This window comes from Daejeonella oryzae DSM 19973 (assembly GCF_000422945.1).
GTDB lineage: Bacteria > Bacteroidota > Bacteroidia > Sphingobacteriales > Sphingobacteriaceae > Daejeonella > Daejeonella oryzae.
Genome location: NZ_AUHA01000006.1, coordinates 188789 through 213500, shown reverse-complemented (window position 1 = coordinate 213500; position 24712 = coordinate 188789). Strand labels below are relative to the sequence as shown.

Below are 24712 nucleotides of genomic sequence, written 5' to 3'. Positions count from 1 at the left end.
AAATTGCTGAATCGGTCTATGATGGTAAAAGTAAATGTTAAATAAGAGTATCGATGTCTAAATTACATAGTGCACATCGGGTTCAAAATTGTATTTTGGTTTTTAATTGCATTTTTTTTGCGGGACAAGCTGTTAAGGAATTTCCTGAGTAGCTGTAAAAAATGCATAAAATATTATTTCCAATAACTGTATGAACTCTTCTATCAAAACTTTATTAGGCATTGCAATTCTATTTTTAATCTCAGGTTATAGTGATGATACATCAACTCCTCCCGATTTTAAACAAGACCTGTTTATCAAAAATTTCATTGGAACCTACAAATGCGAACGTGTAGAATTTGAAAACTGGGAGGATGATGATGCAACAGATTCTTCTTTGACTATATGTTTGATCAATAGCAAATTAGCAGATCCAAAATTCAATAGTATTGAAAAGCTTCCTGCCAGGCAGATTGCATCGCAAGTTAAAAAGGCACTTGTAAACCCGGAAAATTATAAATCATACACTGTTCATTATATTAAAAGAACCGGTGTTTCTGTATTCCGGGGGAATGTAAATACATACCAGGTGGAATTTCAAAGTACTCACTTATAACCTAATTAAATATCATCCCATATAAATGATTAGATTAATAATACTTGCTGCGATTTTATTAATAATACCTACGTGGTCTGTGGCCTGTACCTGTAGTAGTTTTGGCCAACCGCTTACAATAAAAGAATACAATGAAAATCAGTTTATCATAGCAGGTAAAGCAAAAAAGGTAACGATAGTCCAAAATGAAACAACGTACAAACAGCTGCAAATTGATTTCGAGATTGAGGAGCTATACAAAGGAAATCTAGTTGGAAGAACGATAAAAATATACACTTCACTTGGAGACGCATCCTGCGGACTAAATGTCAAAGAAAATGAAGAATGGATTATATGGGAATATCTTCAGAACAATGCAGTATCGACCAATTTATGTACACGAAGTATAAGAAAAAATCATGTTTCTTCCATCGACTTAAAATCCCTTAAATACTTTAAGTCTAATCCGTCATCAACCGAATGGAAAAACGAATCAGGGATAAAAATTGCCTCCGGTAAATTGGAAGCCAATAAACCTGTGGGACACTGGAAATATTTCTATCCCGATGGATCATCTAGATCTGAAGGTTTTTACATAAATGGTAAACAACATGGTAAGTGGATAACCTATTTAGATCCTAAAGGGATTGTTACAAGACTTAAATACGACAAACTTATAGCTGGTGATTTAATTCCTGACTGAACACTATTTACTAATAGAGTTATGGAAATTCAAAATTACAAGGAAGGCATCAGAGAAGGTGAATTTATTCATTACTCTTACTCATCAATTGACAAACCAAAAAGTGTTACTAATTTTAAAAATGGAGAAATAGATGGGAAATCAATTAGGTATTTCGACAATGGATTAATTTATTATGAACAAAACTACAAAAATGGTAAGCTTGAGGGTTACGAAAGGATCTATCATCCAAATGGACAACTTAAACAAAGCGGTCAATACAAAAACAGCAAGCCGACAGGAGAATTTAAAGTATTTAACGAGGAGGGATTATTAATTAAAACCAGCATAAATAAAAGACCGGATTAACACTCCCATCGTCCTCGCCTGTAACGAGTATACTAGAGAAAGGCATTTGTAATGCCCTTTTTAAAACATTAAAAATAAATCGATTTGGTTCGGTGCAGCATGTTTTCCCTTAAGAGGACCTGCGTATTATAATTGAAACAGTTGGAGTCTTGCCAGTTATGGGATTGCGGGTCGGGCCCGCAATGACATCATGCGAGCGTGAAACATAATAATCAGGGTGCTGCATCCTTGTAAAACATAATTCAACACCCGATTATAATTACAGAAAACAGAAAAATGGAAGGCATCAAATCCAACGTCCAAAACATTTCCTACAATCACACTTTCACCGTTTTCCATCCTCCCCTGTTAAACAGCCAGAGCGTAAATAAGCCCACCGAGGTTTCTGAAATAAACACCGCCCAGAATACGCCGGATTGCTGCCAGCCAAGTGTAATTGCCAGGAAATAAGATAAGGGAATCTGAATGAGCCAGAAAAATACCAGGTTGATTTTGGTTGGGGTTTGCGTATCCCCGGCCCCGTTAAATGCCTGAGTAGAAACCATCCACCAGCCATATACAAAATAGGAATAAGAAAGTATGCGGAGCCATTCTGCGCCCACGGCAATTACTTTCGTATCGTCTGTAAAAATGCGCATCAGGGAATCATTAAAGAAAAAATAGATTATCGAAACAATCATCAGGAAAACCATATTATAGGTTCCCGTTTTCCATACGGCCGATTCGGCACGGTCGGGATTGCCTGCACCCAGATTTTGCCCAACCAAAGTGGCAGCTGCATTTGACAAGCCCCAGGCTGGCATCATGGTAAACATCATAATCCGGATGGCAATGGTGGAGCCGGCAACCGCCTCGCTACCGATTTCGGCCAAAATTCGCATCAAAAAAATCCAGGAAGTCATGGCCACTATCATTTGCCCGATACCTCCTACCGAAGTTCGAAGAATGTGGATCATATGTTTTGCATCCCAGCCGAGCTGCGAGAGTTTTACCCGGATGTGTTTACCTCCCTTAAAGAGTATCCACAGCTGCGTCAGTACACCCACTCCGCGGCCAAAGGTGGTGGCAATGGCGGCACCCTCTATACCTAAAGCCGGAAACGGTCCCCAGCCAAAAATGAGGATGGGATCAAGTATGATATTAATTGCATTGGCAATCCAGAGGATGCGCATGGCAATAGCCGCATCTCCGGCTCCCCGAAAAATGGCATTGATAACAAACAGCAGCATGATGACAACATTTCCGCCCAGCATCCATTGGGTATAACGGTAGCCATTTTCTATCGACCATGTGTCGGCACCCATCAGTATTAACAGTTCTTTTGAAAAAAATATTCCGGCAATGGCAAAAGGCAGGGAAGCAAGAATTGCCAGAAATATAGATTGAATAGCTGAAACTCCAGCATCTTTGCTGTTCTTTTCGCCTATTCTGCGGGCAATGATTGCGGTAACGGCCATGGCCAATCCCATGCCAATGGAATACAGGAGAAATAAATAGGTTTCGGTAAGTCCAACCGTGGCCACAGCAGAAGGACCTAATTTACTGACAAAATAAATATCAACTACGGCAAATGTAGATTCCATCACCAGTTCCAAAATCATGGGAACGGCCAGCAGGAAAATGGCTTTTTTCATTCCGATTTTGGTATAATCGGCTTCGGTTCCCCGGATGGCATTTTTGAGCTCCTGCCACACAGAAGTTTTAGAGTCAGGCTGTTTCAAAACTAAACTTGCAGGGAGATTTTCGGGTTCTTCCATTTATTTCAGCAATTTCAAATAGTAGGTTCTCTTAAAATTCCGAATATCTTTTTGATTGTTCTATTTTTTGTGAAATATTTTTTCAGTAGTAATGATTAGTAAGGCGAATAAACCCGATTGAAAACTGATCGGCTTTATAATCTAAACTTGATTCCACCATTTACCACAAAACCATCCAGCGGCGCATAAATATCTTTGAAAACAGGATTTGAAATACTTCCATTATAAATGGTTTCGAAACGGGTTTGGCGTGTATCGGTGTAATTTTCAAAATTGATATAGAGCGAAAAGTTTTCCCATAACTTTTCGGCCATAAATCCCAAAATCCAGTAAGGTTTACCCGTACGGCCATCTGTAAGTTTTTGGCTGCTGTAATAATACGCTTCGGCTCCTAATTTCCATTTATCCTCCACTTCATACATCAGTACATTATTTAAACGATGTTTTGCTGTTAAGGGATTCTGACTGGAGAGGCCATTATTATGAATTTTAGTATCGGTTAAACTATATCCCACAAACAGTTTAAAATCCTGATAGGTAAATTTAACATTGGTTTCCATACCCCGGGTATCTATATACCCCGGAAGATTCTCAAATCGATACACACCTGTATTTTGATCTGACATGATTATGGGATGATTGAGATAGGTGTAGAAAAACAAGTGATTGATGCTAAAGGAAAGCTGGTTATTGAACAATGGAGTTTGGTAATTAAAATCCAGGTTGCTTCCGTAACTTCTTTCCAGCTTATTGATTTCCTGAGATACGGGCAGAACTCCCCGGTAATGAATGCGTTCACTTTCTTCGGTAAAAATATTAGGGATTTTGTAGCCCAAACCTCCGCCCAGGCGTGAAGTAAATTTCGGACTAATTTTAAACAGAGCCGAGATTCGTGGCAACAAGGCAAAACCATAATCGGGAACATAATCGCCCCGCAAGCCACTTTCCAGCTCGAGCCAGTTTGTTGCCCGGATGTTATTCTGAATAAAAGCACCCGGCGTGATTTGCGTATAATTCCGTAAAGAAAACGTTGTTTTCTGATTTTCCTTAAACTGATCCGTCCACAAGTTTAAGCCTCCAATCCACTCGGTATTTGGCCGCGTAAGGGCGTATGTTAACTCAGTAAAAGTTCCGTTCTGACGGCCTTCAAATGAATATCCCGGAATAGTAATTTCACGGTTAAAGTAAGTCAAACTATTTTTGAGGGTGATGCTGCCGGTTTCACTCGATTGATGGGACAGAGAAAATTGGGTAGAAAGGCGATCGGTTTTATTGCGTTCGAAAAAACTGCCGGGATTAGCATCCTCATTATTTATATACCTGATATCCCCGCCAATCCTGTTTTCAAAACTACTGTTTATACCAAAGTTTAACCGGGTTTTGTCATTGAAATAAAGAAATAATCTGGGATTTAAAGTGTAGCGTTCGAATTTAGGGATGGCTGTAAGCTGGAGGTTGGCCGGAGCATAAGCGCCGTTGCTGTTTGCCGAAGCAAATAAAGTAATGCCGAACTTATCAAATCGCTGTCCGAAATATCCATTCATGTCGAGGCCTTTGGCCGAGGTTCCATTAAAATGAAAGTTAAGATCGCGTTCTTCAGCAGGAGTTTTACTGATTAAGTTCACGAGGCCGGCAATCGCTCCGCCTCCATATAAAGTAGAGGCCGATCCCTTAATAACTTCTACCTGTTTCAAATCTAAGGGAGGAGTTTGCAATAATCCCAATCCGCTTGCGGCACCCGCAAATAAAGGAAAGCCATCTTTCAGAATCTGAGTATACCTCCCATCAAGACCTTGTATACGGATAGAAGCATTGGCACTGGTTGCCGATGTTTGCTGAGTTTGAATACCTGTACTTTCATTTAAAAGCATCCGAATATCGCCGGGTTTCATGTTTCCCTTTTCATCCAACTCCTCGCCTGCTATCACTTCTATACGGGTAGCAATTGTTGAAATGGTACGACTGCTGCGTGTTGAAGAAATCACGACTTCTTCCAGCTCCTCGCCTTCGCCTTCTTCTTTTTTGAGCAGCACTACACTGAAAGTCGAGTCTGATAGCGGAAACGAAATACTGTCTGATTTGAATTGATATCCGCTATAACGAAAATCAATTCTATGTTTTCCATTCGGGATATCCTGAAAAATAACCCCGCCGTTTTTATCTGTCATTGCAGATTTGTCAAGATCAGGAAACGTAACACTTGCCCCAATAATCGGTTTACCTGAACTGAAATCTTTTACTACAGTTTTAAAAATATGTTGAGCCTGCGCCGTAAAAACCGAAATGCTGGCAAAAATGAATAAAGTAAGAAACCTCATATAAACTATCTGGATAAGATTAAAAATTATGCATTGAGAACTACCAAATCTATAAGTAATAATACTGAAGCATAAAAATGAATTTTATTTTATTCCTTTTACATTGATCAAAATCATACTGTTATGCTGTATGCCAAGTGTTCTTGCTGCTTCAACTTTCAGTGAAGGTTTCAGATATACATCAATAATTCCCTTAATGGTACGTAGACGCGTTTCCTGAAATTCGGGCATGATATATACAGTTGATGATTTAAAGTTAATGTTGCCTTTATAATCAACAATTCCCAGAAATGAATAGTTAAAATCGCGGTAGGCTTTATTGATCACAATAGAATATTCAGGCTGATAAGGATCTTCTGAAGCAAAGATATTTTTTTTGCTTCCCACCGAATTCTCCTTTTTCTTAACCTGAATTTTGGCATCTAAACTTTCTATTCTGACAGGAATTTGAGGTAGAAATATACTATCTGCATGCTGATTTAAATCGCGTATTCGCGATTTAACAAACAATGAATCTTTTTTAGCCGGCATTTGTAAAATCTCCGGCCAGGTTTTTAATTTATTGCGGATATATTTATCTGCATAAAAAGTCATATTCGGACCAGTTTCTGTGATACTTCTGTCTTTTACGCTTAATATCCGGAATACCAGGCTATCAGAACTCACTTTTTTTACCCGCATCCATACCCTGGCCATATAAATAACCGAATCATGATCAAAATGTACATGGAAATTATAGCTGCGGTTGTCGAGCGGATTAAAGAGCCTGACGGAATCTTTTAGAATGAACTTCATTTTCCAGGATGGTTCTAAATAAAATCCGGCAGGACTGAAAGCTAAGCCAGAATTAAAACTTCGCCTGACTTCTGTATAACCAATGCCTTTAACTTTTTCAAAAGAAGGTTTGGGTTTTAAATATTTTTGACCGGAGTAGTCGCAGGAACTAAATAAAAGGGGGAAAAGCAACAGGAAACATCCAAAAATTAATCTCATACAGTTTTAAATCACCCTTTAGGGTATCAAAAACTTAAACATACAAATTTCGGGCTATAATTTGGGGAGTGGATTTTTTGATCAATATAGTATTATCAGCTTAAAACCTCGTAGATGAGAATAGGTGTCTTCTTGTTCTTAAGCGCTGCTTCTCCTACAATTTTACAGTTAAAAGATTGCCGTATTTGCTCGTAAGCATGATCATCAATCAGAATCTGGCTTGCTTTAGCCCGGGTTTGCAGTCTTTGAGCTGTATTTACAACATCTCCAATAACAGTATAATCCAGCCGCCGCAAACTTGCCGAACCGATATTTCCGGAAATTACCTCGCCGCTTTTTATTCCAATAGCTACTTTCGGGCTAAAATTCTGATCATCTGAAGTGCTGGGCAATTCATCTATTTCTTTTCGAACTGCAAGACTTGCCTCTACGGCCCGGTCAAGGTGAAAATCATCCCGGAATACAGCCATAATCGCATCGCCCATAAATTTATCAACATGCCCGTTTTGGGCAATTATTTCTTTCACCATCACTTCAAAATACCTGTTCAGAAGCTTCACAACTTTGTCGGCCGGCTCTTTCTCTGCAAATGAAGTAAAACTGCAAATATCCAAAAAAACTACGGTAGCTTCTACCGTTTCATTTGCTAACAGGGTGGTTTCAACATCCTGACGACTCATAAAATTGAGCACAGTTTCATCCACGTACATGCGCAGAATATTATTTTCTTTAATTGCCTGCAGGGTATTTTTAATCTGGTTTACATGCTGAATAGTTTTTTCGATGGTTAACTCGAGGTCTTCGAAATTAACGGGCTTGCACACAAAATCAAACGCTCCGCGATTCATAGCGGTGCGTATATTTTCCATATCGCCGTAAGCAGAAACCATGACCGTTTTTACAAGCGAGCTGGATTCGCTGAGTTTACTGAGCAGGCTGAGGCCATCCAGTTCGGGCATATTTATATCACTCAATAAAATAGTGATATCGGGATTATTTTCCAATATGGTTAATGCTTCCATGCCATTAAGAGCAAAATAAAACTCATATTTTTTATCCCTTATCTGCCGGCGGAATTTCTGTTTGATAAGCACTTCCAGATCGGCTTCGTCATCAGCAACTAATATTTTAGGCATAATTTGCAAGTTTTAATTTCTTTTTCAACAGGTCGAAGTCAATAGGTTTTGTTAAAAAATCATCTGCTCCAAGCTCTATAGCCTGATTGTAATTATCAGCGTCTCCATAGGCTGTAATCATCATGACGATTGGAGGTGGTGTATGATATTTTTGTTTTATAAATTTTAAGAGCTCTAAACCGCTCATGCCCGGCATATTAATGTCCGACAGAATCAATACAGCCTCATGTGTATGTACGTTCAAATATTCGAGCGCTTCTTCGCCCGACGAGGCAAATGCAAACTCAACCATTTTGCTGCGAATCTCTTTTCTGAAACGCTGTTCAAACAAGGATTGCATATCTTTTTCGTCATCAACGGCCAAAATTTTCATATGTACTTTTCATGATTAAACCTTAAATAACCTGGTTAAGCCGGCAGCAGAATAATAAATTCAGCAAATTCTCCTTCTTTAGTATTAACCTTTAATTCTCCCTGGTGTGCCTTAATTATTTCATAACTCAATGACAGCCCCAAACCCGTTCCTTCGCCGGTTGGTTTGGTAGTAAAAAATGGCTGATAAATTTTATCCAGAACCTTTTTTGGTATACCTACCCCATTATCTTTTACCCTGATCTCAACCAGATGCTTGGTACCATTTAAACCTGTTTTAGATGGTACATTTACCCTTTTCGTACTTACAGAAACCAATGGTGAATAGCCCTCTTTCTGTTGATTTTGTTTCATTTTAACAGAATAAAAAGCATTGGTAAATAAATTAAGAATAACTCTTCCCATGTCTTGCGGGATAACATTCACCTTACCTAATTCATGGTCAAAATCTGTAACCATTGATGCATTAAATGATTTGTCTTTTGCCCGCAAACCATGGTAACTTAAACGCAAATATTCATCGGCCAAAGCATTTATATCGGTGGGCTCTTTTTGGCCAGAATGACTTCTGGAATGTTGCAGCATCCCTTTAACAATGGCATCGGCACGTTTGCCATGGTGACTTATTTTAATGAGATTTTGCCTGATATCTTCTGCAACGCTCTGCGCATCTTCCGCCTGCCCGTTCTGAAGATCTTTTTGCATTTCATCAATCAGCTCTACACTTACTTCAGAAAAATTATTTACAAAATTCAGCGGATTTTGAATTTCATGAGCAATGCCTGCCGTTAATTCACCCAGAGAAGCCATTTTCTCTGATTGGATAAGCTGTGTCTGTGTGGTATGAAGTTCATCAATTGTTTGCTGCAGTTCTTTTTTCTGCTGGGTTAATTCGGCAGTTCTTTCTTCAACCATTTGTTCCAGCTCGGCTTTTTTCTGAGCCATCATCCGGCTGCGTTCCGCTTCTTCTGCCCTCCTTTTTCGTTCTTTATCTAAAGCTTTTTTCTGTTTATGTGATACAATAAGCATGGCAATAAGCCAAATAACTGCAAAAGGATAAAGGTAGGATGAGGAATAATTAGAAACACGATCCTGGAATTTTTCACCAAAAATCTTTACAAAATCTTCGAAAAAAGAAATAAGAATGAGGGGCAGCACGGCAACCATCACCGTTCGGGTTAATTGAAATTCCTGACGTGTAAACGTTAACCAGATCATAAATAAAAGGGCTGCACTCCATACCCAGGCAGTTATGAATTTAATTGGGAAAATGAGTTCGAGGATAAACAAGAGAACCACTATATAGAGTGATTTTTTAAACAGATGATCCCATTGGGGCAATAAATGATCAGCACGCAATGTCCGCCGCAGATAACGGATCAGTAAAAATACCAGAAGAGGTGCAGAATACAATTCAAATGACATATAATTCAGGATATATCTCAGTATAAATTCGCCATGCTTTTATTTAATTAATTTACATCTTAATTATTAGATTTTCAACTAATTAACCTCCCCTAAGCTCAATAAACAAAACTAATTTAAACCGGGAGATAAATTATAAATTCTGCTCCCTGGCCATCTATTGTATCTACTTTCAATTCTCCGCCATGGGCTTTAATTATGTCGTAGCTTAAAGATAAACCCAGACCGGTTCCCTGACCGGTAGGCTTTGTGGTAAAAAACGGTTGGAAGATCTTTTGCAATACATTCTCCGGTATTCCCAGACCGTTATCCTTTATTCGAATAATCACGCGACGGTCAGCACTTTCTGTGCTGACAAAAATAGCCGGCTCATAATTAATTTGGGGATGCCGTTTAAATTTTTCTGTTACCGAATAAAAAGCATTGTTATATAAATTGAGCAATACCCGGCCAATCTCCTGCGGGATAATAGAGAGCTTAGGAATATCAGGTGCAAAATCTGTATGCATAGTAGCATTAAAGCTTTTATCTTTCGCTCTGATACCGTGATAACTCAGACGCAAATATTCATCAGCAAGCTCATTTATATCTGTAAACTCTTTCTGTCCGGAACTTACCCGGGAATGCTGCAGCATTCCTTTAACAATAGAATCGGCACGCTTGCCATGGTGACTTATTTTCCCGAGATTTTGAATTACATGAGCATAAATTTCATTTGCTTCTTGCTGATCTTCTTTTGGTAGCTTTAGAAAAATAGTATTATGCAATTCCTGTAGCAGCTCGGCAGATACTTCAGCAAAGTTGTTCACAAAATTTAATGGATTCTGGATTTCATGAGCAATGCCGGCTGTTAACTCTCCGAGTGAAGCCATTTTTTCTCTTTGCACCAAATGCAATTGGGTTGCCTTTAAATCTGTAAGTGTATTTTGAAGAGCCTCTTTTTGCTTGGAAAGTTCCATGGTTCTTTCTCTTACCCTTTTTTCCAATAAAACATTTTGTTCTGAAAGAATTTGCTGTTGTTTATTATGCATTGACTGAAGCTTTTTATGATACTGAAGCTTTTTGCGCTGACTGCTGATAAACAAAATCAGGAAACTAAAAAATAGCAATACCATGGCTGATATGCCAATAATTACTCTGGTTTCGATATTCAGTTCAAGCAGAAACATAGAATGACCGGGCTATGAATAAACAAAGCAGGATATAGGAGGCATTATGAACATTCCACATATTGGCGGCCAGATTCATGTTTTCAGTTATCATGGGCACATAAAAAAGGAATACAAAAAAATTAGATACCACGTAAATACTCAGACCCGTAACTATCCAAAAATCTTTTCCCCGTGTTAATATTTCTATATCTTCCCTTAACTGCGACAGGTAATAAATCATACAATAAATCAGCAGAAGATAGGCTTCTGCAGCAAGTAAGTTGCCGCTCAGATGATCCTCATAAAAAAAATATTCTGCTATACTAAAGTTAACAGTTATAAAAAGAATAAATATGGATGGAAGAATTTTCTTAATCCGGGTAAATGACGACTGTGGAAGAAGAATAAAAAAATAGCTAAAACAGGTAAAGCGGATAATAGAATGAAGGTTATATAATACGTTGTTACTTTGAAGCCAATAAGGAAAATAGACTTTAAAATCACCAATAATATCTGCTGTGAGATTAATCAAAAGTGCAATCCATAAATAAAATATTACCGGCTGTAAGTATTTAGGCTGTTTTCTGCGGATTAGTAAGACAAACAAAGGTATGAGCAGTGCCCATACCTCAGACCAATTAAATATGTATATAAAGTAATTCCTCATTGGGACCGGCCATACGGTGGAGATGGATTTGGACTGCTTATACTTGGAGGAACTGCTATTAAAGCTTCATATGAAGTAGTACTTAAGTCTGTTGCCGGATAAATTTCAAAAGTTAATGTAGGATGGGGGATTCCGTTTATTGTAAAAGTTTTAATTAAGGGGCGCAAAAGAACAAACCTGATGTTACTATCATTATTCAATAATGCTCTCAAATCATCCATATCATTCCGGTTTCCATTCCCCCTATTACGCACACTAAACTCAACATCTCCCACATAAAAATCGCCGGAAAGGGTTTCATGTCGTAATCCAGGATGAATTCCTAATTCTATTTTGGTAGTAAAGTCATTATTAATATTCCTCCCGGCAAATGCATGCAATTTTAATAAATCACCTTCCTGGTAAAATTTGAAAGCAGTTGTTTTACTTCTTTGACCCGAAGGTGAATTAGGTCCCAGAAGCTGAATAAGCTCAATTCTGGTGAGATAGTAAGTTGGTATCGTTTTATCAATGGGTGCATTCAATTGAAAAAACAACTGAAGAAATGAGAGTATGAGTAACATATATTTTTGTTTAATATGTTTATGAAATCATTCTTTATTAAATTTAATATAAAGCCCTGCTTTTTCAAATTATTGAAATAATCTGTGTATCAGTAACATTTTTTTGCACAAATAAAGTCCAACCTACAGGTCTAGGAAGTGAAGAACATAAGCTTTTGGCCAATTCAATTTATGATTCAGCACTGTCGCTAATATTTTTTATTTAAAATCCTGGGATTTGCTTAATGCTTACATTAAAATCAAATTGAATTTATTGAGTTCGGCTGTAAGGAGGAGAAGGATTTAATTTAAAAGATCCGGGAAGAAGCTGAGAATCCAGACCCCGGAGTGAATTTGTAAACCTGATGGTAAATTCTACAGTATAACGCCGGGCTGAATAGGGTCTGAGTGTAGGGGTAAACAGTATATAATTCTTTGTGGTATCATTTTTTGCACCTTTGTTTAAAGATTCTTTAAGCAGTTTAAAAGCAGAATTATTCTCCATTTCAAGCTCGCCAAGAAAAACTTCTTTTCCCTGAATGTCTTCCACAATAATATCATCCACTACATTTAATATCTGGAAATTCGGGTTATACCCTTTATCGTTTAATTTTCCTGCAAAGGCAGCCAAAGTAAGTTTCTCCTCTCTGTTCTTAAAAAACTGGAAAACTAGCTTTTTATAATTTTCATTACATAGAAGCTGCGCCAGCTGGTTTTTATCAGGATCATTGAAATTTGTGAGGTACATTATTCTTAAAACGGATTCTGATTTAGGCTGGCCATCTCCATCAGAAAAATTTGGATTCGCCTCTTCATTATTTGCCTGCACAGGAGCAAAACTGTTATCGTCATTGCAACTAAAACCGCTAAACAGTAAACAGGCATAAATAATTAAAATTAAAATCCATTTTGTATTTGGTAAACAATAAATAGTATTGTTTACTAACCTTTTTAATATTTTCATGACAAAATAATTTAAAGGTAAAAGCCTTAAAAAGAATTCTTATTTCTGTTTAAATATAAAAATTCATGAGGTTAACATCAAGGTTACAAGCCAATTAAATCGTTTCATTATTTAATTTTAAAAGTTCGATATTTATAGATACCCGAAAATGATTTCAAGTAAAAACATGTAACACATATTCTACTGATCAGGTATGATTTATCAAAAAGCAATAACCCAGGTTAAGGAATTTATCAGGAATTATTTTGCAGATCACCTGAATCCAAAGCGGATTTATCACAATCTGCAGTATGCCGAAAATATTGTGGATTCGGCTCTTCAAATAGCAAATCATTATAAACTTGATCTTAAAAGCAAATTTATAATAGAGGCGGCAGCCTGGTTCCAGGTTATTGCTCATTTGGATAGCCGTGAACCTCAGGAAAAGAAAGCAGCTCAGTTAGCCGGTAAATTTCTTAGCGAAATAGCCGTTGATGAAGATTGCATAAAAAATATAAAGAGCGCAATTTTGGCAACCCGGATTCCGCAGCAACCTAAAAATTTAAACGAAAGAATAGTTTGTGATGCACTAATGTTTTATCTGGGACAAGAAGATTTTTTGGTTAAAAGTAAATTACTCCGAAAGGAATTAGCTCTGATGAGCGGAAAGAAAATTTCAAAAGAAATTTGGAAGCAGCAGAATCTGCAACTTTTACAAAATCACCGTTTTAAAACAGATTATGCGCAGCAATTGCTGGCTGATGAACAGAAAAAAAACCTGGAAATTCTGATGAACGAAAATGTGATCAATTCAGAAACCGTGTCTACAGCGGGTATTCCGGGTGAGAAACCAGCTGGATCAACTCACACAGGGAAAAACAATAAAAGACCAGGTCGTGGTATTGAAACCATGTTTCGGATCAGTTCGAATAACCATCAGGCATTGAGTCAGATGGCAGACAGTAAAGCTCATATTATGATAACTGTCAACTCGATTATCATCTCCGTATTACTCTCCGTTTTGTTTAGAAACTTAGGTAAAGATTATTATTTAACAATAGCGGTAGCCGTATTGTTAATTGTAAATGTAATTACAATTGTATTTTCAATATTGGCTACGCGGCCAAATATCCCATCGGGTATTTTCTCCAAAGAAGAAATAAAAAGTAAAAATGTAAATCTGTTGTTTTTTGGAAATTTTTATAAAATGGGACTTAATGAGTATTCTGACGGGATGGCTTTGTTAATGGAGGACCGTGATTTTTTATACAACAGCCTGATTAAAAATCTGCATCAGCAGGGTATTGTGCTTGGCAAAAAATACAAGCTTTTAAGAATTTCGTATAATGTGTTTATGTACGGACTTGTAGTATCGATTTTTGCTTTTGGAATTGCCATGATTCTGAGTCAGTAAGAAAATTGAACGATTTTTGCAGATATTTAAATCTGATCCTAACTAAATTAATATGAAGCCATTATTTTTAATCCTGACTGGTTTGACTGTTACCCTGAATGCTTGCAATTCAACAACTGTTAAATATGCTGAGGAGAATGCAGACTCAATCAAAAGTTCAATCTGCTATTCTTATGATAATAAAAAAGATCTTATAAATATTCAGATGAACGATTCTGCCGGTTTCGTTATCGGAAATTTGAATTATAATATTTACGAAAAAGACAAAAATACCGGAATTATAAAAGGTAAAATGAGAGGCGATACACTGATTGCCGATTATACATTTATGTCAGAAGGAACCGAATCTGTAAGACAGGTAGCTTTTCTTAAAAAAGGAACTGATTTGCTGGAAGGATTTACAGAGGTGGAGGAAAAAAATGGACAAATGGTTTTTAAAGAAATCGATTCATTAAAATTTGGAGCTATCATTTTAAAGCCTGCTGCCTGTAAAGATTAAAGCTTTATTAGGTAAATAGGGCTTAACTTCTTCTCTAAAAACATTAAATTTAGGAGAGTTAGTTAATTATGAGAAAACCAATACTTTTCATCTTTTTAATATTTTGCTTTCGTTCTGTATCCGCTCAAAAAGTAGGACTGGTATTTAGCGGGGGCGGAGCAAAAGGATTGGCTCATATTGGTGTTCTGAAAGCATTAGAAGAAAATCAGATCCCTATTGATTATATTGTAGGAACCTCTATGGGAGGAATTGTAGGCGCCATGTATGCCGCAGGATATTCCCCATCCGAAATAGAATATGTTGCTTTAAGTACAGATTTTCAGGAATGGGTTAACGGACGTTATAAAAGTGATTACGGCTATTTTTTTAAGAAAAAACCAGACAACCCATCATTAATTACTGCAAAACTTCAGATAGACACTGGTTTTAATGCCCGTATCCGCTCTAACCTGATTAATGATATTCCGCTCAATTTTGCGCTGCTCGAATTATTGGCTCAATCATCAGCGAATGCTCGTGATGATTTTGACAGTTTGTTTGTTCCATTCAGGTGCATGGTGGCCGATGTATTTTCTCAGAAATCTATTGCTGTAAAGCGTGGCAGCCTTGTAGAAGCTATTCGCGGAACTTTTACAGTTCCTTTAATTTACAGGCCGGTAAAAGTGGAAAATCAGTACGTGTTTGACGGAGGACTTTATAACAATTTCCCTGTAAATGTAATGAAAGAGGAATTTAAACCGGATTACATCATCGGGACCAATGTATCCTCAAAAATTTACAATGAATATCCAAAAGATAGTGATGAAAAATTGATGAACCGATTTCTGATTTATCTTTTTCTGTCTAATACGGATTCTACTTCAATAGGAAAAAACGGTGCTTATATCCAACCGGATATGAGAAATTTTACTTCTACAAACTTTAAACCGGTTGAACAATTAATTAAAGAAGGTTACGATGCAACCATGGCTGATATGCCCAATATTTTAAAAGCTGTGCAGAGAAGAATTTCTGATGCAGAATTAAAAGCCAGGCGTTCAAAATTCGTGAACCGCAATCCTCCTTTAACTTTTAGCAGTGTAAAAGCCACGGGCGTAAATTCATCACAAAAAAATTATGTAGAACGTGTTTTTAACAGCAATTCAAAAGACCTTAGCCTCGAAAGTGTAAAAAAAGGCTACTATAAATTGGTAGCAGATGATAATTTTGAAACCGTATATCCACGCATAAGTTATCAGCCGCAAAAGGATGCTTATGATTTTGAGTTACAGGTACAGCCGCAAAAAAATTTCAATGTTGATCTTGGCGGAGTAGTCTCAACAAGGCCATTGAGCAATGCTTATATGGGACTTCAATATAATTTTCTGCATTCAAATTCATATACGTTTACAGCAAATTTTTATTCAGGCAGTTTTTATGAATCCGCACAAATTACATCACGCATGGATATTCCCACGCATGTGCCTATTTTCCTTGAAACAGAATTCACCTATAATCACTGGAATTATTTAAACACCAGCCAGATATTTGTAGAAAATTCCAAACCAAATTACATTGAACAGGCAGATAGGCGAATCACACTTAAAGCCGGAATTCCCGCATTTAAAAATGGAAAAATTAAAGCTGAAGCCGGCTTTATAAATTTCAGCAATCAGTTTAGTCCAAATAACAGATTTACATTTGGTGATATTTTAGACAACCAGAAATTCAATGGAATTCTGGCTTCCTTAATTTTTGATAAAAATTCATTAAACCGAAGACAATATGCGAGTATGGGCTCTTTATGGGAAATAGGTTTGAGTTATTACAATGGAAATGAAAAATATATCCCGGGCAATATATTCCGTAACGAGCCTTTTTTTAATGATATTAAAAACACCAATCAGAATTTAAACTGGCTCCGTTTTAAGTTTATAAACGAAGAATATTTTCTTAAAAGCAGAAAATATACGATGGGTTATCTGCTGGAGGGTGTAGTGAGTAATAAACCATTATTAAGTTCATTCAAATCAAATACATTAAGCACGCCTGCCTTCAATCCTTTCCAGGACTCAAAAACATTGTACCTGCAAAACTTCAGAGCAAACTCTTATGCAGCTGCCGGGTTAAAAAATATTATAACTATTTATAAAAATCTGGATTTAAGACTGGAAGGTTATGCATATTTACCTTTTCAAGAGTTTCAGTTACTTAGCGGTCAATCCACTCAATACGGAAAATATTTTTCTGACCGCCATTATGCTGCAACTGCCGGGCTGGTTTATCATAGCATTGCCGGACCGGTAAATTTGAGTTTTAACTATTATGATGATGAGCAAAAGCGCTATGGCCTAATGTTTCACACCGGATTTTTATTATACAATAAACGATCATTTGAATGAAATTCTTCCCTTTTTTAACTGTTTTTTTCCTGTCCGTTTTTTCATTCACTTCCTTTTCTCAAAGTGATCCGGTTAAAGCAGGATCTATTGCCATCAACAATTTTATCGTTAAAGAGAATCTTTTGAAAAATGATAAAATCGCAATTATAGCTTGTGATGAAAGCGAAAGACCTCTTGAAAATATCAGCGGAATTTTCCAGTTCAGCATCAATGGATTTAAGCAGGTTCTGAAATTTAATGACGGTGTGGCCATTTCACCTCAGCAAATAGATAAATCAACCTTTATTTATCTGCGTCATGAAAATGAATCCGGTACACACAGCAAATTGTATTATGTGCTAAAAAAAGAAAGTGATCTCCGACTTTTTAAAATTAACTGGCTGATACTGGTATTTGTACCGTTAATAATCATCTTTCTTGCAACTATGTTCCGCAAATTCATATTAATAGCGGTGGTACTTTTAATTCTTCTGTATTTTTTCAATACGAGTAATGGATTAAACATTCCAACATTTTTCCAGACTGTTTTTGATGGACTTAAATCGGTATTTTAATTGAGGATAGATGAATACTGTTTATAAAAAATCCATATAAAGAAATTATGAAAAAGTTATTCAGTTACTCCATTATCCTTTCAATTACGTTTTGTATTCAATTCTGCGCTCCAAAAACGCCGGTACAAAATAATGATCAGGTATTAAAATCACTTTCAGATTCCCTGGATTTCCCTCCAGCCTATCATACCAAATCAGTTAGAAATTTCAGTAAAGTTATCGGCTGGCCCTTAGGTAAAACTCCAATCGCTCCTTCGGGATTTATGGTGAACCGGTATGCCGAGGATTTTATCAGTCCGCGTTGGATGTATGTTTGCCCCAACGGTGATGTTTTAGTAGCCGAAGCCAACACAGAACTTGGCGGCTTTAAAAAAATGGGCGCAAAAATTCTGGGAATTACAAAATCACAGCGGTTTGATAAAAGCGCTAACCGCATTACCCTTTTGCGGGATTCTAATGGCGATGGAAAAGCAGACCTGAAGAAAATTTTTCTTTCGGGTTTAAATCAGCCTTTCGGGATGTTGATTATCAATAAGTCATTGTATGTAGCCAATACAGACGGATTATGGAAGTATCCTTATGAAAATGGCCAGACAGAAATTACCCGGCCAGGCACAAAAATTCTTTCATTGCCTGCCGGCGGATACAACAACCACTGGACCCGAAACATTATTACCAATGCCGACAGCTCAAAAATTTACATTTCTGTAGGATCAGGGAGTAATGTTGGCGAAAATGGAATGGAAAATGAGGTTAGAAGAGCCTGCATTCTGGAAATAAATTTAGACGGAAGCGGCGAAATTATATATGCGGCAGGAATTCGTAATCCCGTGGGTATGGGCTTTGCGCCGGGAACTTCTACGCTATGGACTTCAGTTAATGAACGTGACGAATTGGGAGATGATCTGGTTCCTGATTATTTTACAAGTGTAAAAAAGGGAGGGTTTTATGGCTGGCCATACTCCTATTTCGGTCAGTATGTTGATCCACGCCCCGAGCCAAAAAGACCCGACCTTGTAAAAAAATCAATTGTACCTGATATAGCATTGGGTTCTCATACCGCTTCATTAGGACTGGCTTTTTATGATAATAATGCTTTCCCCCAAAAATACCGCGGAGGCGCTTTTATAGGGCAGCATGGATCATGGAACCGATCAGAAATTTCCGGCTATAAAGTTGTATTTGTTCCCTTTAGCAATGGAAAACCCACCGGCAAACCCGAAGATTTTTTAACCGGATTTATCTCTGACAAACAGAACGAAGAAGTTTATGGTCGCCCCGTAGGAATTACGGTTTTACCGGATGGATCACTGCTTGTGGCAGACGATGCAAGTAATATTATCTGGCGGGTGAGTTCGCAAAAGTAATATGATTCGGACTCTATTATTTATTCTTGCCGGATGGGTGTTTCTTCAGCTTCCTCTAAGAGCCCAGACAGCTGACAGTATAAAGCCATTATCTGAAGTATTAATACAGGGTTATCTTTCAGATCAAAACCTGTTAAAAACTCCCTCGGCCGCGGCAGTTATTGACCAGATTCAGATAAAAAAACAGGCCGGAAATTCATTTATCCCGGTACTTAACACTATTCCGGGTGTACGTATGGAAGAGCGTTCACCCGGAAGTTATCGCCTCTCTATCCGCGGAACCTTGCTGCGCTCTCCTTTCGGAATCAGAAATTTAAAAGTTTACATGGATCAGTATCCTTTAACTGATGCGGGAGGAAATACCTATCTGAACCTGATAGATATCAACTCAGTTTCCGAAATTGAAATTTTAAAAGGCCCGGACGGGAGTCTTTTCGGGGCGAATTCGGGTGGCGTAGTTCTTTTAAAAACGATGAATAAAAGCACTGACAGTCTCTCGGTCTCCGCCGGATTACAGGGTGGATCATTCGGCTTGATTCGCCAAAATGCGGAGGTTTTAAAGCAATCAGAAAAATATCAGTTGAAACTTAATGAGGCATGGCAGAAATCCAATGGATACCGTGATCACAGTTCTCTGGATCGAAAATATATTCAGGCATCACAGCGTTGGTCTTATCAGCCGGGAATGGAATTTCGCTCAGTGATCTTTTATTCAGATCTGAATTATTTAACGCCTGGCGGATTAACTGCAACACAATATCAGGATAATCCGAGGTCGGCAAGGCCGGCAACTGCATTCTTACCCGGTGCTGCCGATCAGAAAGCCGGAATCCATAATAAAACACTTTTTGGAGGCCTGCTTCACGAAACTAAAATTTCTAATAGCTTAAGACATGTGGCCGCAGTTTTCGGTTCCTTTACAGATTTCAAAAATCCGTTTATAAGTAATTATGAAATCAGAGATGAAAATAATCTTGGCTTTCGATCTTATTTGGAACTTGCTTCAAACAGATCAGGGCTAATTAAACCCAAATTGCATCTGGGATTGGAAGTGCAGCAGAGTAATTCTGACATTGCAAATTACGGTAACCGGGGTGGGATTAAAGATACACTCCAATCTGCTGATCGGCTAAAAGCTTTTCAGCATTTTTATTTTTCGAGATTTTCAGCCGAAATTTCAAACCGATTCATTTTCGAAGCTGCGCTTAGTTTAAACTATTTCAAATACAATTTTAATGCAGGCCAGCAATCAACTGATCTTTTGAACCGAAAGTTTGACCCTCAGTTAATGCCCAGAATTGCAATATCCTATCTCGCGAATGCGAATTTAACGCTCAGAAGTTCATTAAGCAAAGGCTTCTCTCCTCCTGCCCTGGCAGAAATCAGATCTTCAAATCAGGTGATTAATTCTAATCTGGAGGCAGAAAGCGGGTGGAATTACGAAAGCGGTCTGCGCCTGAAATCTACGGATGATCGTTTTCGTTTAGATCTCTCGGCTTATTATTACAGGCTTGAAAATGCAATTGTGAGAAGAGTTGATGACTCGGATGATGATTATTTTGTTAATGCGGGAGGAACCAATCAATATGGATTAGAGTTAGAAATTCAAGGCTGGCTTATAAAACATAACCAAACCAAATTAATCAGAAGCTTGCAGGTAACAAGCAGTATAACTTTAAATAAATACCGGCTTTATAATTACAGCGTCGGGAGCGATACTTATTCGGGAAACAGCTTAACGGGTGTACCCGGATACATCCATTATACCTCATTAAGTATAGATATGCCTTCTGATTTTAATGTATTTGCCCAGCATACTTACAACGGCCGCATCCCACTAAATGATGCCAACACGTTTTATTCTGAAAAATATAATCTGGTGCAAATTAAAACAGGATATAAAATCAATCTTAAATCCGGTTCCCAATTGCAAATTTATGCCGGAGCTGATAATCTTCTGAATGAGAGGTACAGTCCCGGAAGTGACCTGAATGCTTTTGGAGGAAGGTTTTACAATGCTGCTCCGGGCCGCAACTTTTATGCAGGCCTGCAGGTTAAGTTTTAATCATTAAAAAGGCATTCCTATACCAAAATTGTACTGAACCAACCTGTATTTATCCGGGGTGTTGGTAATTTTTTCATACCGGTCTTTAAAATCCTTGTAGTTAAAAAGATACTTAATAACCCACTGATCTGATCCGGTAAATTGCGGATCTTTTACTTTTAAACCAGCATCTAGCCTTAAAACAAAATAGTTCAGATCGAAACGTAAACCGGCGCCTGTACCAATTGCAATCTGATTTAAGAATTTATTGAATTTAAATTCCCCTCCCGGATTTTCAACAGTTTCACGCAAACGCCAGATATTTCCAAAATCAGTAAATGTTGCGCCTTTTACTTTAGAACCTAAAAAGCTGTTTAAAATCCGGAAACGGTATTCCAGATTTCCTTCCAGCTTGAGTTCTCCCAACTGATCGAGGTTACGCAGATTGGTTCTGAGCTCATCACTCGACAGAACTGCCCTGTTATAATTCCCGGGACCTAAGGTTCTGGCCTGCCACGCTCTGATTCCGCTGGAACCGCCGGCAAAAAAGTTTTTCTCAAAGGTTAGAGCAGAACTGTTCCCGTAAGGAATTCCAATTCCCGGATTTAATCTGGCCACAAATTGCTTCTCTCCTCCAAAAAAGCGATACATACGAACATCTGTTTCCAGCTTCACATATTGCTGAAATGGTAAGTTAAATATCGTTTTGTAGCCGTCCTGATCTTCTTCAAACTTTAAAACCTTGGCAATTAAACCCATGGTATTGCCGCCCAGATCTATATTTCCGCGGAAATAAAGGAAATTTCCATATGTATTTAATCGCGGTGTATTATACGTATAAGCGTATTGACTGCTTAAGTTAAAAAATTGACGGTCGTTTGTGCGTACGTAAAGCAGAAAGCCTCGGTCAAGCAGTGAATCACGAAAGCCGGGATCAAGTCTGCCTTTTCTCAATTCAATATTTATAGGGGTTAATGAATGGAATTTATATTTGGTTTCTACCCAGTCATAAGTTATTGAGTTAATAAAAACCCGGTTGGAAAATGCATTTTTCTGGTCAAACAACTGAAAACTACTGGAAATAGTGGTGTGAGGAATACCATTTTTACCAAATTGGGGAACGCGGATTGGTGATAATAATTTAGGTACAGTAAAATTTGCGCCTATTTGAAAATCCCTGCTGAATATTCTATCCACTAAACTCTGCTTAACTGTGGCATCGAATAAAATTCCATATTTCACCTTAACTTCCAGCAATTCTGCTCCGCCAAATAAATTGCGGTTGGTATAGGTATCGCCAATATTAAAGCCATTTCTCCCGGAGTTGAAAGTGTATTCTCCTTCAATTCGGTTACTCATTTTTTTAAGAGGAATAATCTCAATCCGGGGGTTTAATCTTAAAGTACTATCACCGGTTTTACTGTATTCAATTTTAATATTTTTGAAAACATTGAGATCGTACAAGCGATCATAAGTAAGTTCCTCTTTTGAAATATCATATTTATCACCCTGCTTAATAAAAAGAAAGCGGTTAACCAGGCCGGGGTTAAATTTTCCTGAATGATCTACAAACCTGTACTGAGAATCTATTATTGCTGTATCCGCCTTTGCTGAGATTTCCCCATTGCTGTTTTTAATTGAAACAGTACTTTGATTAATGGTGTAAACCGGGTGAAAGTCTCTTTCTTTAGGGTTAGCAAGAAATAATTTTAAATCTGCCTGGCTGGAATACAGGTTAGAATCTACATCAAAACGAACATACTGACGAACGTAGTCATAATAGCCATTCCGTTTCATCATTAAAAAAATCTGTTCCCGCTCATAATTTAATGAATCAGAATCGTAACGGGCTCCCGAATGGATATGTGTAAATTTTTCACGATTTGCTGCATAAATTGCAGCAACGGCAGAATCAGAAATCAAATAATCTATCGAACGGATTTTAAATTCCGGTCCCGGATTAGCGGTAAATAAGATGCTGGCTTTTTTATTCTTAATAGAAATATCACTTTTTACTTCCGCATTAAAAAAGCCCTTGCTTTCCAGAAAGCGCTCTATTTGCGTTCTTGAAATTTCCACAAGCGAACTGTCTAAAATATGGGGGGCCTCACCTATTTTTCTAATGCGATCTGTGCGATATGCTCCTTTTTTTGTGTTAAAAGTATTGTAAAGAGCAAGGTTTAAACGCGAATTTGGCCTTGCTTCTTTTTGAACATATAAAAAAGCCTGTTCAGAAAACTGCTTATCAATTCCTTTAATGTTTACCTTTTTAACCAATGCCTGATCATCCGGCAGAAACCGGCTGGCATTACAGCTACTCAAAATCAACAGCAAAAGCAGTATACTTGCATTGGAAAAATGACGGGTTTTCAGGTATGCTTTCAAAGTCTCAGATAAGTTTTGTTAAATCATTACATCAAAAAAAATTCAGAACAGAGCATTCTCTGTTCATTGTAGAAGGATTAAAGTCCGTACAGGAATTTCTCCATTCTGATTATATTATAGATACTATTTATTACAATGAAATTGTGATGCCAAAGTTGGGCAATTTATCACAAAAAATTAAGATGCAGCAAATTTCATCTGCAGATTTGGACAGGATTAGCGCCTTGACTACCCCGCAACAAGTTTTAGCGCTGGTAAAAATACCTCAGATCAATAGTTTTAATCTACAGCAATTAGCCGGAAATTTTTCCCTCGCATTAGACGGAATTCAGGATCCGGGGAATCTGGGTACTATTATTCGTACTGCCGATTGGTTTGGAATAAAAAATATTATTTGTTCTGTTGACACTGTAGAGATTTATAATCCCAAAGTTGTACAGGCAAGCATGGGTTCGCTTCCGCGGATAAATGTAGTATATGGCGATTTAAACAGTATTTTAAAAAAGTGTTTAGTTCCCGTTTATGGTGCCTTGCTTGATGGAAAATCTATATACAATACAAATTTTGGAACAGAAGGAATTGTTGTTTTAGGGAATGAAGGCAAAGGCATACGAACTGAAAATATAGATTTAATTCAGATGCCTGTTACAATTCCATTATTTGGCAAAGCCGAGTCATTGAACGTTGCTATTTCAGCGGCAATATTTTGCTCTGAGATTAAAAGAAATTTCTTAAAATAAAATTGGGTGGCAATAATAATTTGCTATTTTTGCAGACATTAAAAAATGGTCGGGTGGCCGAGTGGCTAGGCAGAGGTCTGCAAAACCTTTTACAGCGGTTCGAATCCGCTCCTGACCTCTCATAAAAAATTTAGAAATTAAGATCATGGGTGTTACACGATTAAAAAGAAAAGACAGAAAAAATAAAACTACTTCCCGCTTAGAAGTTCAGTGGTTAAAATTAGCCCGTAACGTAGAAACAGGAAGCCGTTCTTTACAGTCTCCAAAAAGCCAGGTTAGCTTAAACAATGCTGTACTTGCTAAATTAGAATTAGCTGCTAAAAACTAATTCGGTTTTTTATAAAATATTAATCCCGACCATTTATGGCCGGGATTTTTTGTTTTAAGGGGAAAATCAAT

The 24712-nt window shown here is 37.5% G+C and carries 22 protein-coding genes and 1 tRNA gene; 12 read left to right on the top strand and 11 right to left on the bottom strand.

Annotation, left to right across the window (positions count from 1 at the left end; genetic code table 11):
* The first annotated feature begins 190 nt into the window (after nucleotides 1-190).
* From G521_RS0111805 to G521_RS17110, 3 genes are read left to right on the top strand one after another with little or no spacing between them, the layout of a single operon-like run.
* Entirely contained in the window at nucleotides 191-595 is a 405-nt protein-coding gene (locus G521_RS0111805) for a hypothetical protein (RefSeq protein WP_026898728.1), read from the top strand.
* A 25-nt stretch (nucleotides 596-620) separates the two neighbouring features.
* Complete coding sequence (locus G521_RS0111800; protein ID WP_026898727.1) at nucleotides 621-1277, top strand: hypothetical protein; 657 nt, start codon at nucleotides 621-623, stop codon at nucleotides 1275-1277.
* Nucleotides 1278-1298: 21 nt separating this feature from the next.
* The gene (locus G521_RS17110; protein WP_051189717.1) at nucleotides 1299-1625 is read left to right on the top strand and encodes a toxin-antitoxin system YwqK family antitoxin; all 327 of its coding nucleotides are present in this window, start codon (nucleotides 1299-1301) and stop codon (nucleotides 1623-1625) included.
* A gap of 317 nt (nucleotides 1626-1942) precedes the next feature.
* Here G521_RS17110 and G521_RS0111790 read toward each other — a convergent pair whose 3' ends face one another.
* From G521_RS0111790 to G521_RS0111745, 10 genes are all read right to left on the bottom strand, one after another.
* On the bottom strand, nucleotides 1943-3382 hold the full coding sequence (locus tag G521_RS0111790) for an MATE family efflux transporter (RefSeq protein ID WP_026898726.1): 1440 nt from the start codon (nucleotides 3380-3382) through the stop codon (nucleotides 1943-1945).
* Nucleotides 3383-3516: 134 nt separating this feature from the next.
* The gene (locus tag G521_RS0111785) at nucleotides 3517-5700 is read right to left on the bottom strand and encodes a TonB-dependent receptor (protein ID WP_026898725.1); all 2184 of its coding nucleotides are present in this window, start codon (nucleotides 5698-5700) and stop codon (nucleotides 3517-3519) included.
* A gap of 84 nt (nucleotides 5701-5784) precedes the next feature.
* Entirely contained in the window at nucleotides 5785-6693 is a 909-nt protein-coding gene (locus tag G521_RS0111780; protein WP_026898724.1) for a hypothetical protein, read from the bottom strand.
* A 95-nt stretch (nucleotides 6694-6788) separates the two neighbouring features.
* Nucleotides 6789-7829 carry an adenylate/guanylate cyclase domain-containing protein gene (locus G521_RS0111775; RefSeq protein ID WP_026898723.1) on the bottom strand — a complete coding sequence of 347 codons (1041 nt, stop codon included), beginning with the start codon at nucleotides 7827-7829 and terminating at the stop codon, nucleotides 6789-6791.
* A complete protein-coding gene (locus G521_RS0111770; RefSeq protein WP_026898722.1) occupies nucleotides 7822-8202 on the bottom strand; it encodes a response regulator in 381 nt (126 codons plus the stop codon). The genes G521_RS0111775 and G521_RS0111770 overlap by 8 nt, the downstream gene beginning before the upstream one ends.
* A 35-nt stretch (nucleotides 8203-8237) precedes the next feature.
* Nucleotides 8238-9626 (bottom strand): sensor histidine kinase, encoded by a 1389-nt coding sequence (locus tag G521_RS0111765; RefSeq protein WP_026898721.1) that lies wholly within the window; start codon nucleotides 9624-9626, stop codon nucleotides 8238-8240.
* Between the two features lie 116 nt (nucleotides 9627-9742).
* Nucleotides 9743-10795, bottom strand: a complete 1053-nt coding sequence (locus G521_RS0111760) for a sensor histidine kinase (RefSeq protein ID WP_026898720.1) — start codon at nucleotides 10793-10795, stop codon at nucleotides 9743-9745.
* Entirely contained in the window at nucleotides 10782-11309 is a 528-nt protein-coding gene (locus tag G521_RS0111755) for a hypothetical protein (RefSeq protein WP_220096069.1), read from the bottom strand. The genes G521_RS0111760 and G521_RS0111755 overlap by 14 nt, the downstream gene beginning before the upstream one ends.
* A 131-nt stretch (nucleotides 11310-11440) precedes the next feature.
* Entirely contained in the window at nucleotides 11441-12007 is a 567-nt protein-coding gene (locus G521_RS0111750) for a hypothetical protein (RefSeq protein ID WP_026898718.1), read from the bottom strand.
* 250 nt (nucleotides 12008-12257) lie between these two features.
* Nucleotides 12258-12950 carry a hypothetical protein gene (locus tag G521_RS0111745; protein ID WP_026898717.1) on the bottom strand — a complete coding sequence of 231 codons (693 nt, stop codon included), beginning with the start codon at nucleotides 12948-12950 and terminating at the stop codon, nucleotides 12258-12260.
* 193 nt (nucleotides 12951-13143) lie between these two features.
* Here G521_RS0111745 and G521_RS0111740 point away from each other — a divergent pair, with 193 nt between their 5' ends.
* The 6 genes from G521_RS0111740 (at nucleotide 13144) to G521_RS0111715 (ending at nucleotide 21209) form a co-directional block, all read left to right on the top strand.
* Complete coding sequence (locus tag G521_RS0111740) at nucleotides 13144-14343, top strand: Pycsar system effector family protein (protein ID WP_026898716.1); 1200 nt, start codon at nucleotides 13144-13146, stop codon at nucleotides 14341-14343.
* A 52-nt stretch (nucleotides 14344-14395) separates the two neighbouring features.
* The gene (locus G521_RS17105) at nucleotides 14396-14842 is read left to right on the top strand and encodes a hypothetical protein (RefSeq protein WP_051189716.1); all 447 of its coding nucleotides are present in this window, start codon (nucleotides 14396-14398) and stop codon (nucleotides 14840-14842) included.
* Between the two features lie 68 nt (nucleotides 14843-14910).
* Nucleotides 14911-17223 (top strand): patatin-like phospholipase family protein, encoded by a 2313-nt coding sequence (locus tag G521_RS0111730; RefSeq protein WP_026898715.1) that lies wholly within the window; start codon nucleotides 14911-14913, stop codon nucleotides 17221-17223.
* Nucleotides 17220-17777 carry a hypothetical protein gene (locus G521_RS0111725; protein ID WP_026898714.1) on the top strand — a complete coding sequence of 186 codons (558 nt, stop codon included), beginning with the start codon at nucleotides 17220-17222 and terminating at the stop codon, nucleotides 17775-17777. The genes G521_RS0111730 and G521_RS0111725 overlap by 4 nt, the downstream gene beginning before the upstream one ends.
* A gap of 47 nt (nucleotides 17778-17824) precedes the next feature.
* Entirely contained in the window at nucleotides 17825-19144 is a 1320-nt protein-coding gene (locus G521_RS0111720) for a PQQ-dependent sugar dehydrogenase (protein WP_026898713.1), read from the top strand.
* 1 nt (nucleotide 19145) lies between these two features.
* Nucleotides 19146-21209, top strand: a complete 2064-nt coding sequence (locus G521_RS0111715) for a TonB-dependent receptor (protein ID WP_051189715.1) — start codon at nucleotides 19146-19148, stop codon at nucleotides 21207-21209.
* A 3-nt stretch (nucleotides 21210-21212) separates the two neighbouring features.
* Here G521_RS0111715 and tamL read toward each other — a convergent pair whose 3' ends face one another.
* A complete protein-coding gene (tamL, locus tag G521_RS0111710; protein WP_026898711.1) occupies nucleotides 21213-23510 on the bottom strand; it encodes a translocation and assembly module lipoprotein TamL in 2298 nt (765 codons plus the stop codon).
* On the opposite strand from tamL, the gene G521_RS0111705 reads away from it, so the two are divergent.
* From G521_RS0111705 to G521_RS0111695, 3 genes are all read left to right on the top strand, one after another.
* Nucleotides 23465-24313, top strand: a complete 849-nt coding sequence (locus tag G521_RS0111705) for a TrmH family RNA methyltransferase (protein WP_309425080.1) — start codon at nucleotides 23465-23467, stop codon at nucleotides 24311-24313. The genes tamL and G521_RS0111705 overlap by 46 nt on opposite strands.
* Nucleotides 24314-24360: 47 nt before the next feature.
* Nucleotides 24361-24431, top strand: a tRNA-Cys gene (locus tag G521_RS0111700).
* A 27-nt stretch (nucleotides 24432-24458) separates the two neighbouring features.
* Entirely contained in the window at nucleotides 24459-24641 is a 183-nt protein-coding gene (locus tag G521_RS0111695) for a hypothetical protein (protein ID WP_026898709.1), read from the top strand.
* The last annotated feature ends 71 nt before the right edge of the window (nucleotides 24642-24712 follow it).

What these genes read in the sequence shown, in the direction of transcription:
- G521_RS0111805 (WP_026898728.1), top strand. Translation starts at nt 191, where the DNA reads ATGAACTCTTCTATCAAAACTTTATTAGGCATTGCAATTCTATTTTTA.
- G521_RS0111800 (WP_026898727.1), top strand. Translation starts at nt 621, where the DNA reads ATGATTAGATTAATAATACTTGCTGCGATTTTATTAATAATACCTACG.
- G521_RS17110 (WP_051189717.1), top strand. Translation starts at nt 1,299, where the DNA reads ATGGAAATTCAAAATTACAAGGAAGGCATCAGAGAAGGTGAATTTATT.
- G521_RS0111790 (WP_026898726.1), bottom strand. Translation starts at nt 3,382, where the DNA reads ATGGAAGAACCCGAAAATCTCCCTGCAAGTTTAGTTTTGAAACAGCCT.
- G521_RS0111785 (WP_026898725.1), bottom strand. Translation starts at nt 5,700, where the DNA reads ATGAGGTTTCTTACTTTATTCATTTTTGCCAGCATTTCGGTTTTTACG.
- G521_RS0111780 (WP_026898724.1), bottom strand. Translation starts at nt 6,693, where the DNA reads ATGAGATTAATTTTTGGATGTTTCCTGTTGCTTTTCCCCCTTTTATTT.
- G521_RS0111775 (WP_026898723.1), bottom strand. Translation starts at nt 7,829, where the DNA reads ATGCCTAAAATATTAGTTGCTGATGACGAAGCCGATCTGGAAGTGCTT.
- G521_RS0111770 (WP_026898722.1), bottom strand. Translation starts at nt 8,202, where the DNA reads ATGAAAATTTTGGCCGTTGATGACGAAAAAGATATGCAATCCTTGTTT.
- G521_RS0111765 (WP_026898721.1), bottom strand. Translation starts at nt 9,626, where the DNA reads ATGTCATTTGAATTGTATTCTGCACCTCTTCTGGTATTTTTACTGATC.
- G521_RS0111760 (WP_026898720.1), bottom strand. Translation starts at nt 10,795, where the DNA reads ATGTTTCTGCTTGAACTGAATATCGAAACCAGAGTAATTATTGGCATA.
- G521_RS0111750 (WP_026898718.1), bottom strand. Translation starts at nt 12,007, where the DNA reads ATGTTACTCATACTCTCATTTCTTCAGTTGTTTTTTCAATTGAATGCA.
- G521_RS0111745 (WP_026898717.1), bottom strand. Translation starts at nt 12,950, where the DNA reads ATGAAAATATTAAAAAGGTTAGTAAACAATACTATTTATTGTTTACCA.
- G521_RS0111740 (WP_026898716.1), top strand. Translation starts at nt 13,144, where the DNA reads ATGATTTATCAAAAAGCAATAACCCAGGTTAAGGAATTTATCAGGAAT.
- G521_RS17105 (WP_051189716.1), top strand. Translation starts at nt 14,396, where the DNA reads ATGAAGCCATTATTTTTAATCCTGACTGGTTTGACTGTTACCCTGAAT.
- G521_RS0111730 (WP_026898715.1), top strand. Translation starts at nt 14,911, where the DNA reads ATGAGAAAACCAATACTTTTCATCTTTTTAATATTTTGCTTTCGTTCT.
- G521_RS0111725 (WP_026898714.1), top strand. Translation starts at nt 17,220, where the DNA reads ATGAAATTCTTCCCTTTTTTAACTGTTTTTTTCCTGTCCGTTTTTTCA.
- G521_RS0111720 (WP_026898713.1), top strand. Translation starts at nt 17,825, where the DNA reads ATGAAAAAGTTATTCAGTTACTCCATTATCCTTTCAATTACGTTTTGT.
- G521_RS0111715 (WP_051189715.1), top strand. Translation starts at nt 19,146, where the DNA reads ATGATTCGGACTCTATTATTTATTCTTGCCGGATGGGTGTTTCTTCAG.
- G521_RS0111705 (WP_309425080.1), top strand. Translation starts at nt 23,465, where the DNA reads ATGCCTGATCATCCGGCAGAAACCGGCTGGCATTACAGCTACTCAAAA.
- G521_RS0111695 (WP_026898709.1), top strand. Translation starts at nt 24,459, where the DNA reads ATGGGTGTTACACGATTAAAAAGAAAAGACAGAAAAAATAAAACTACT.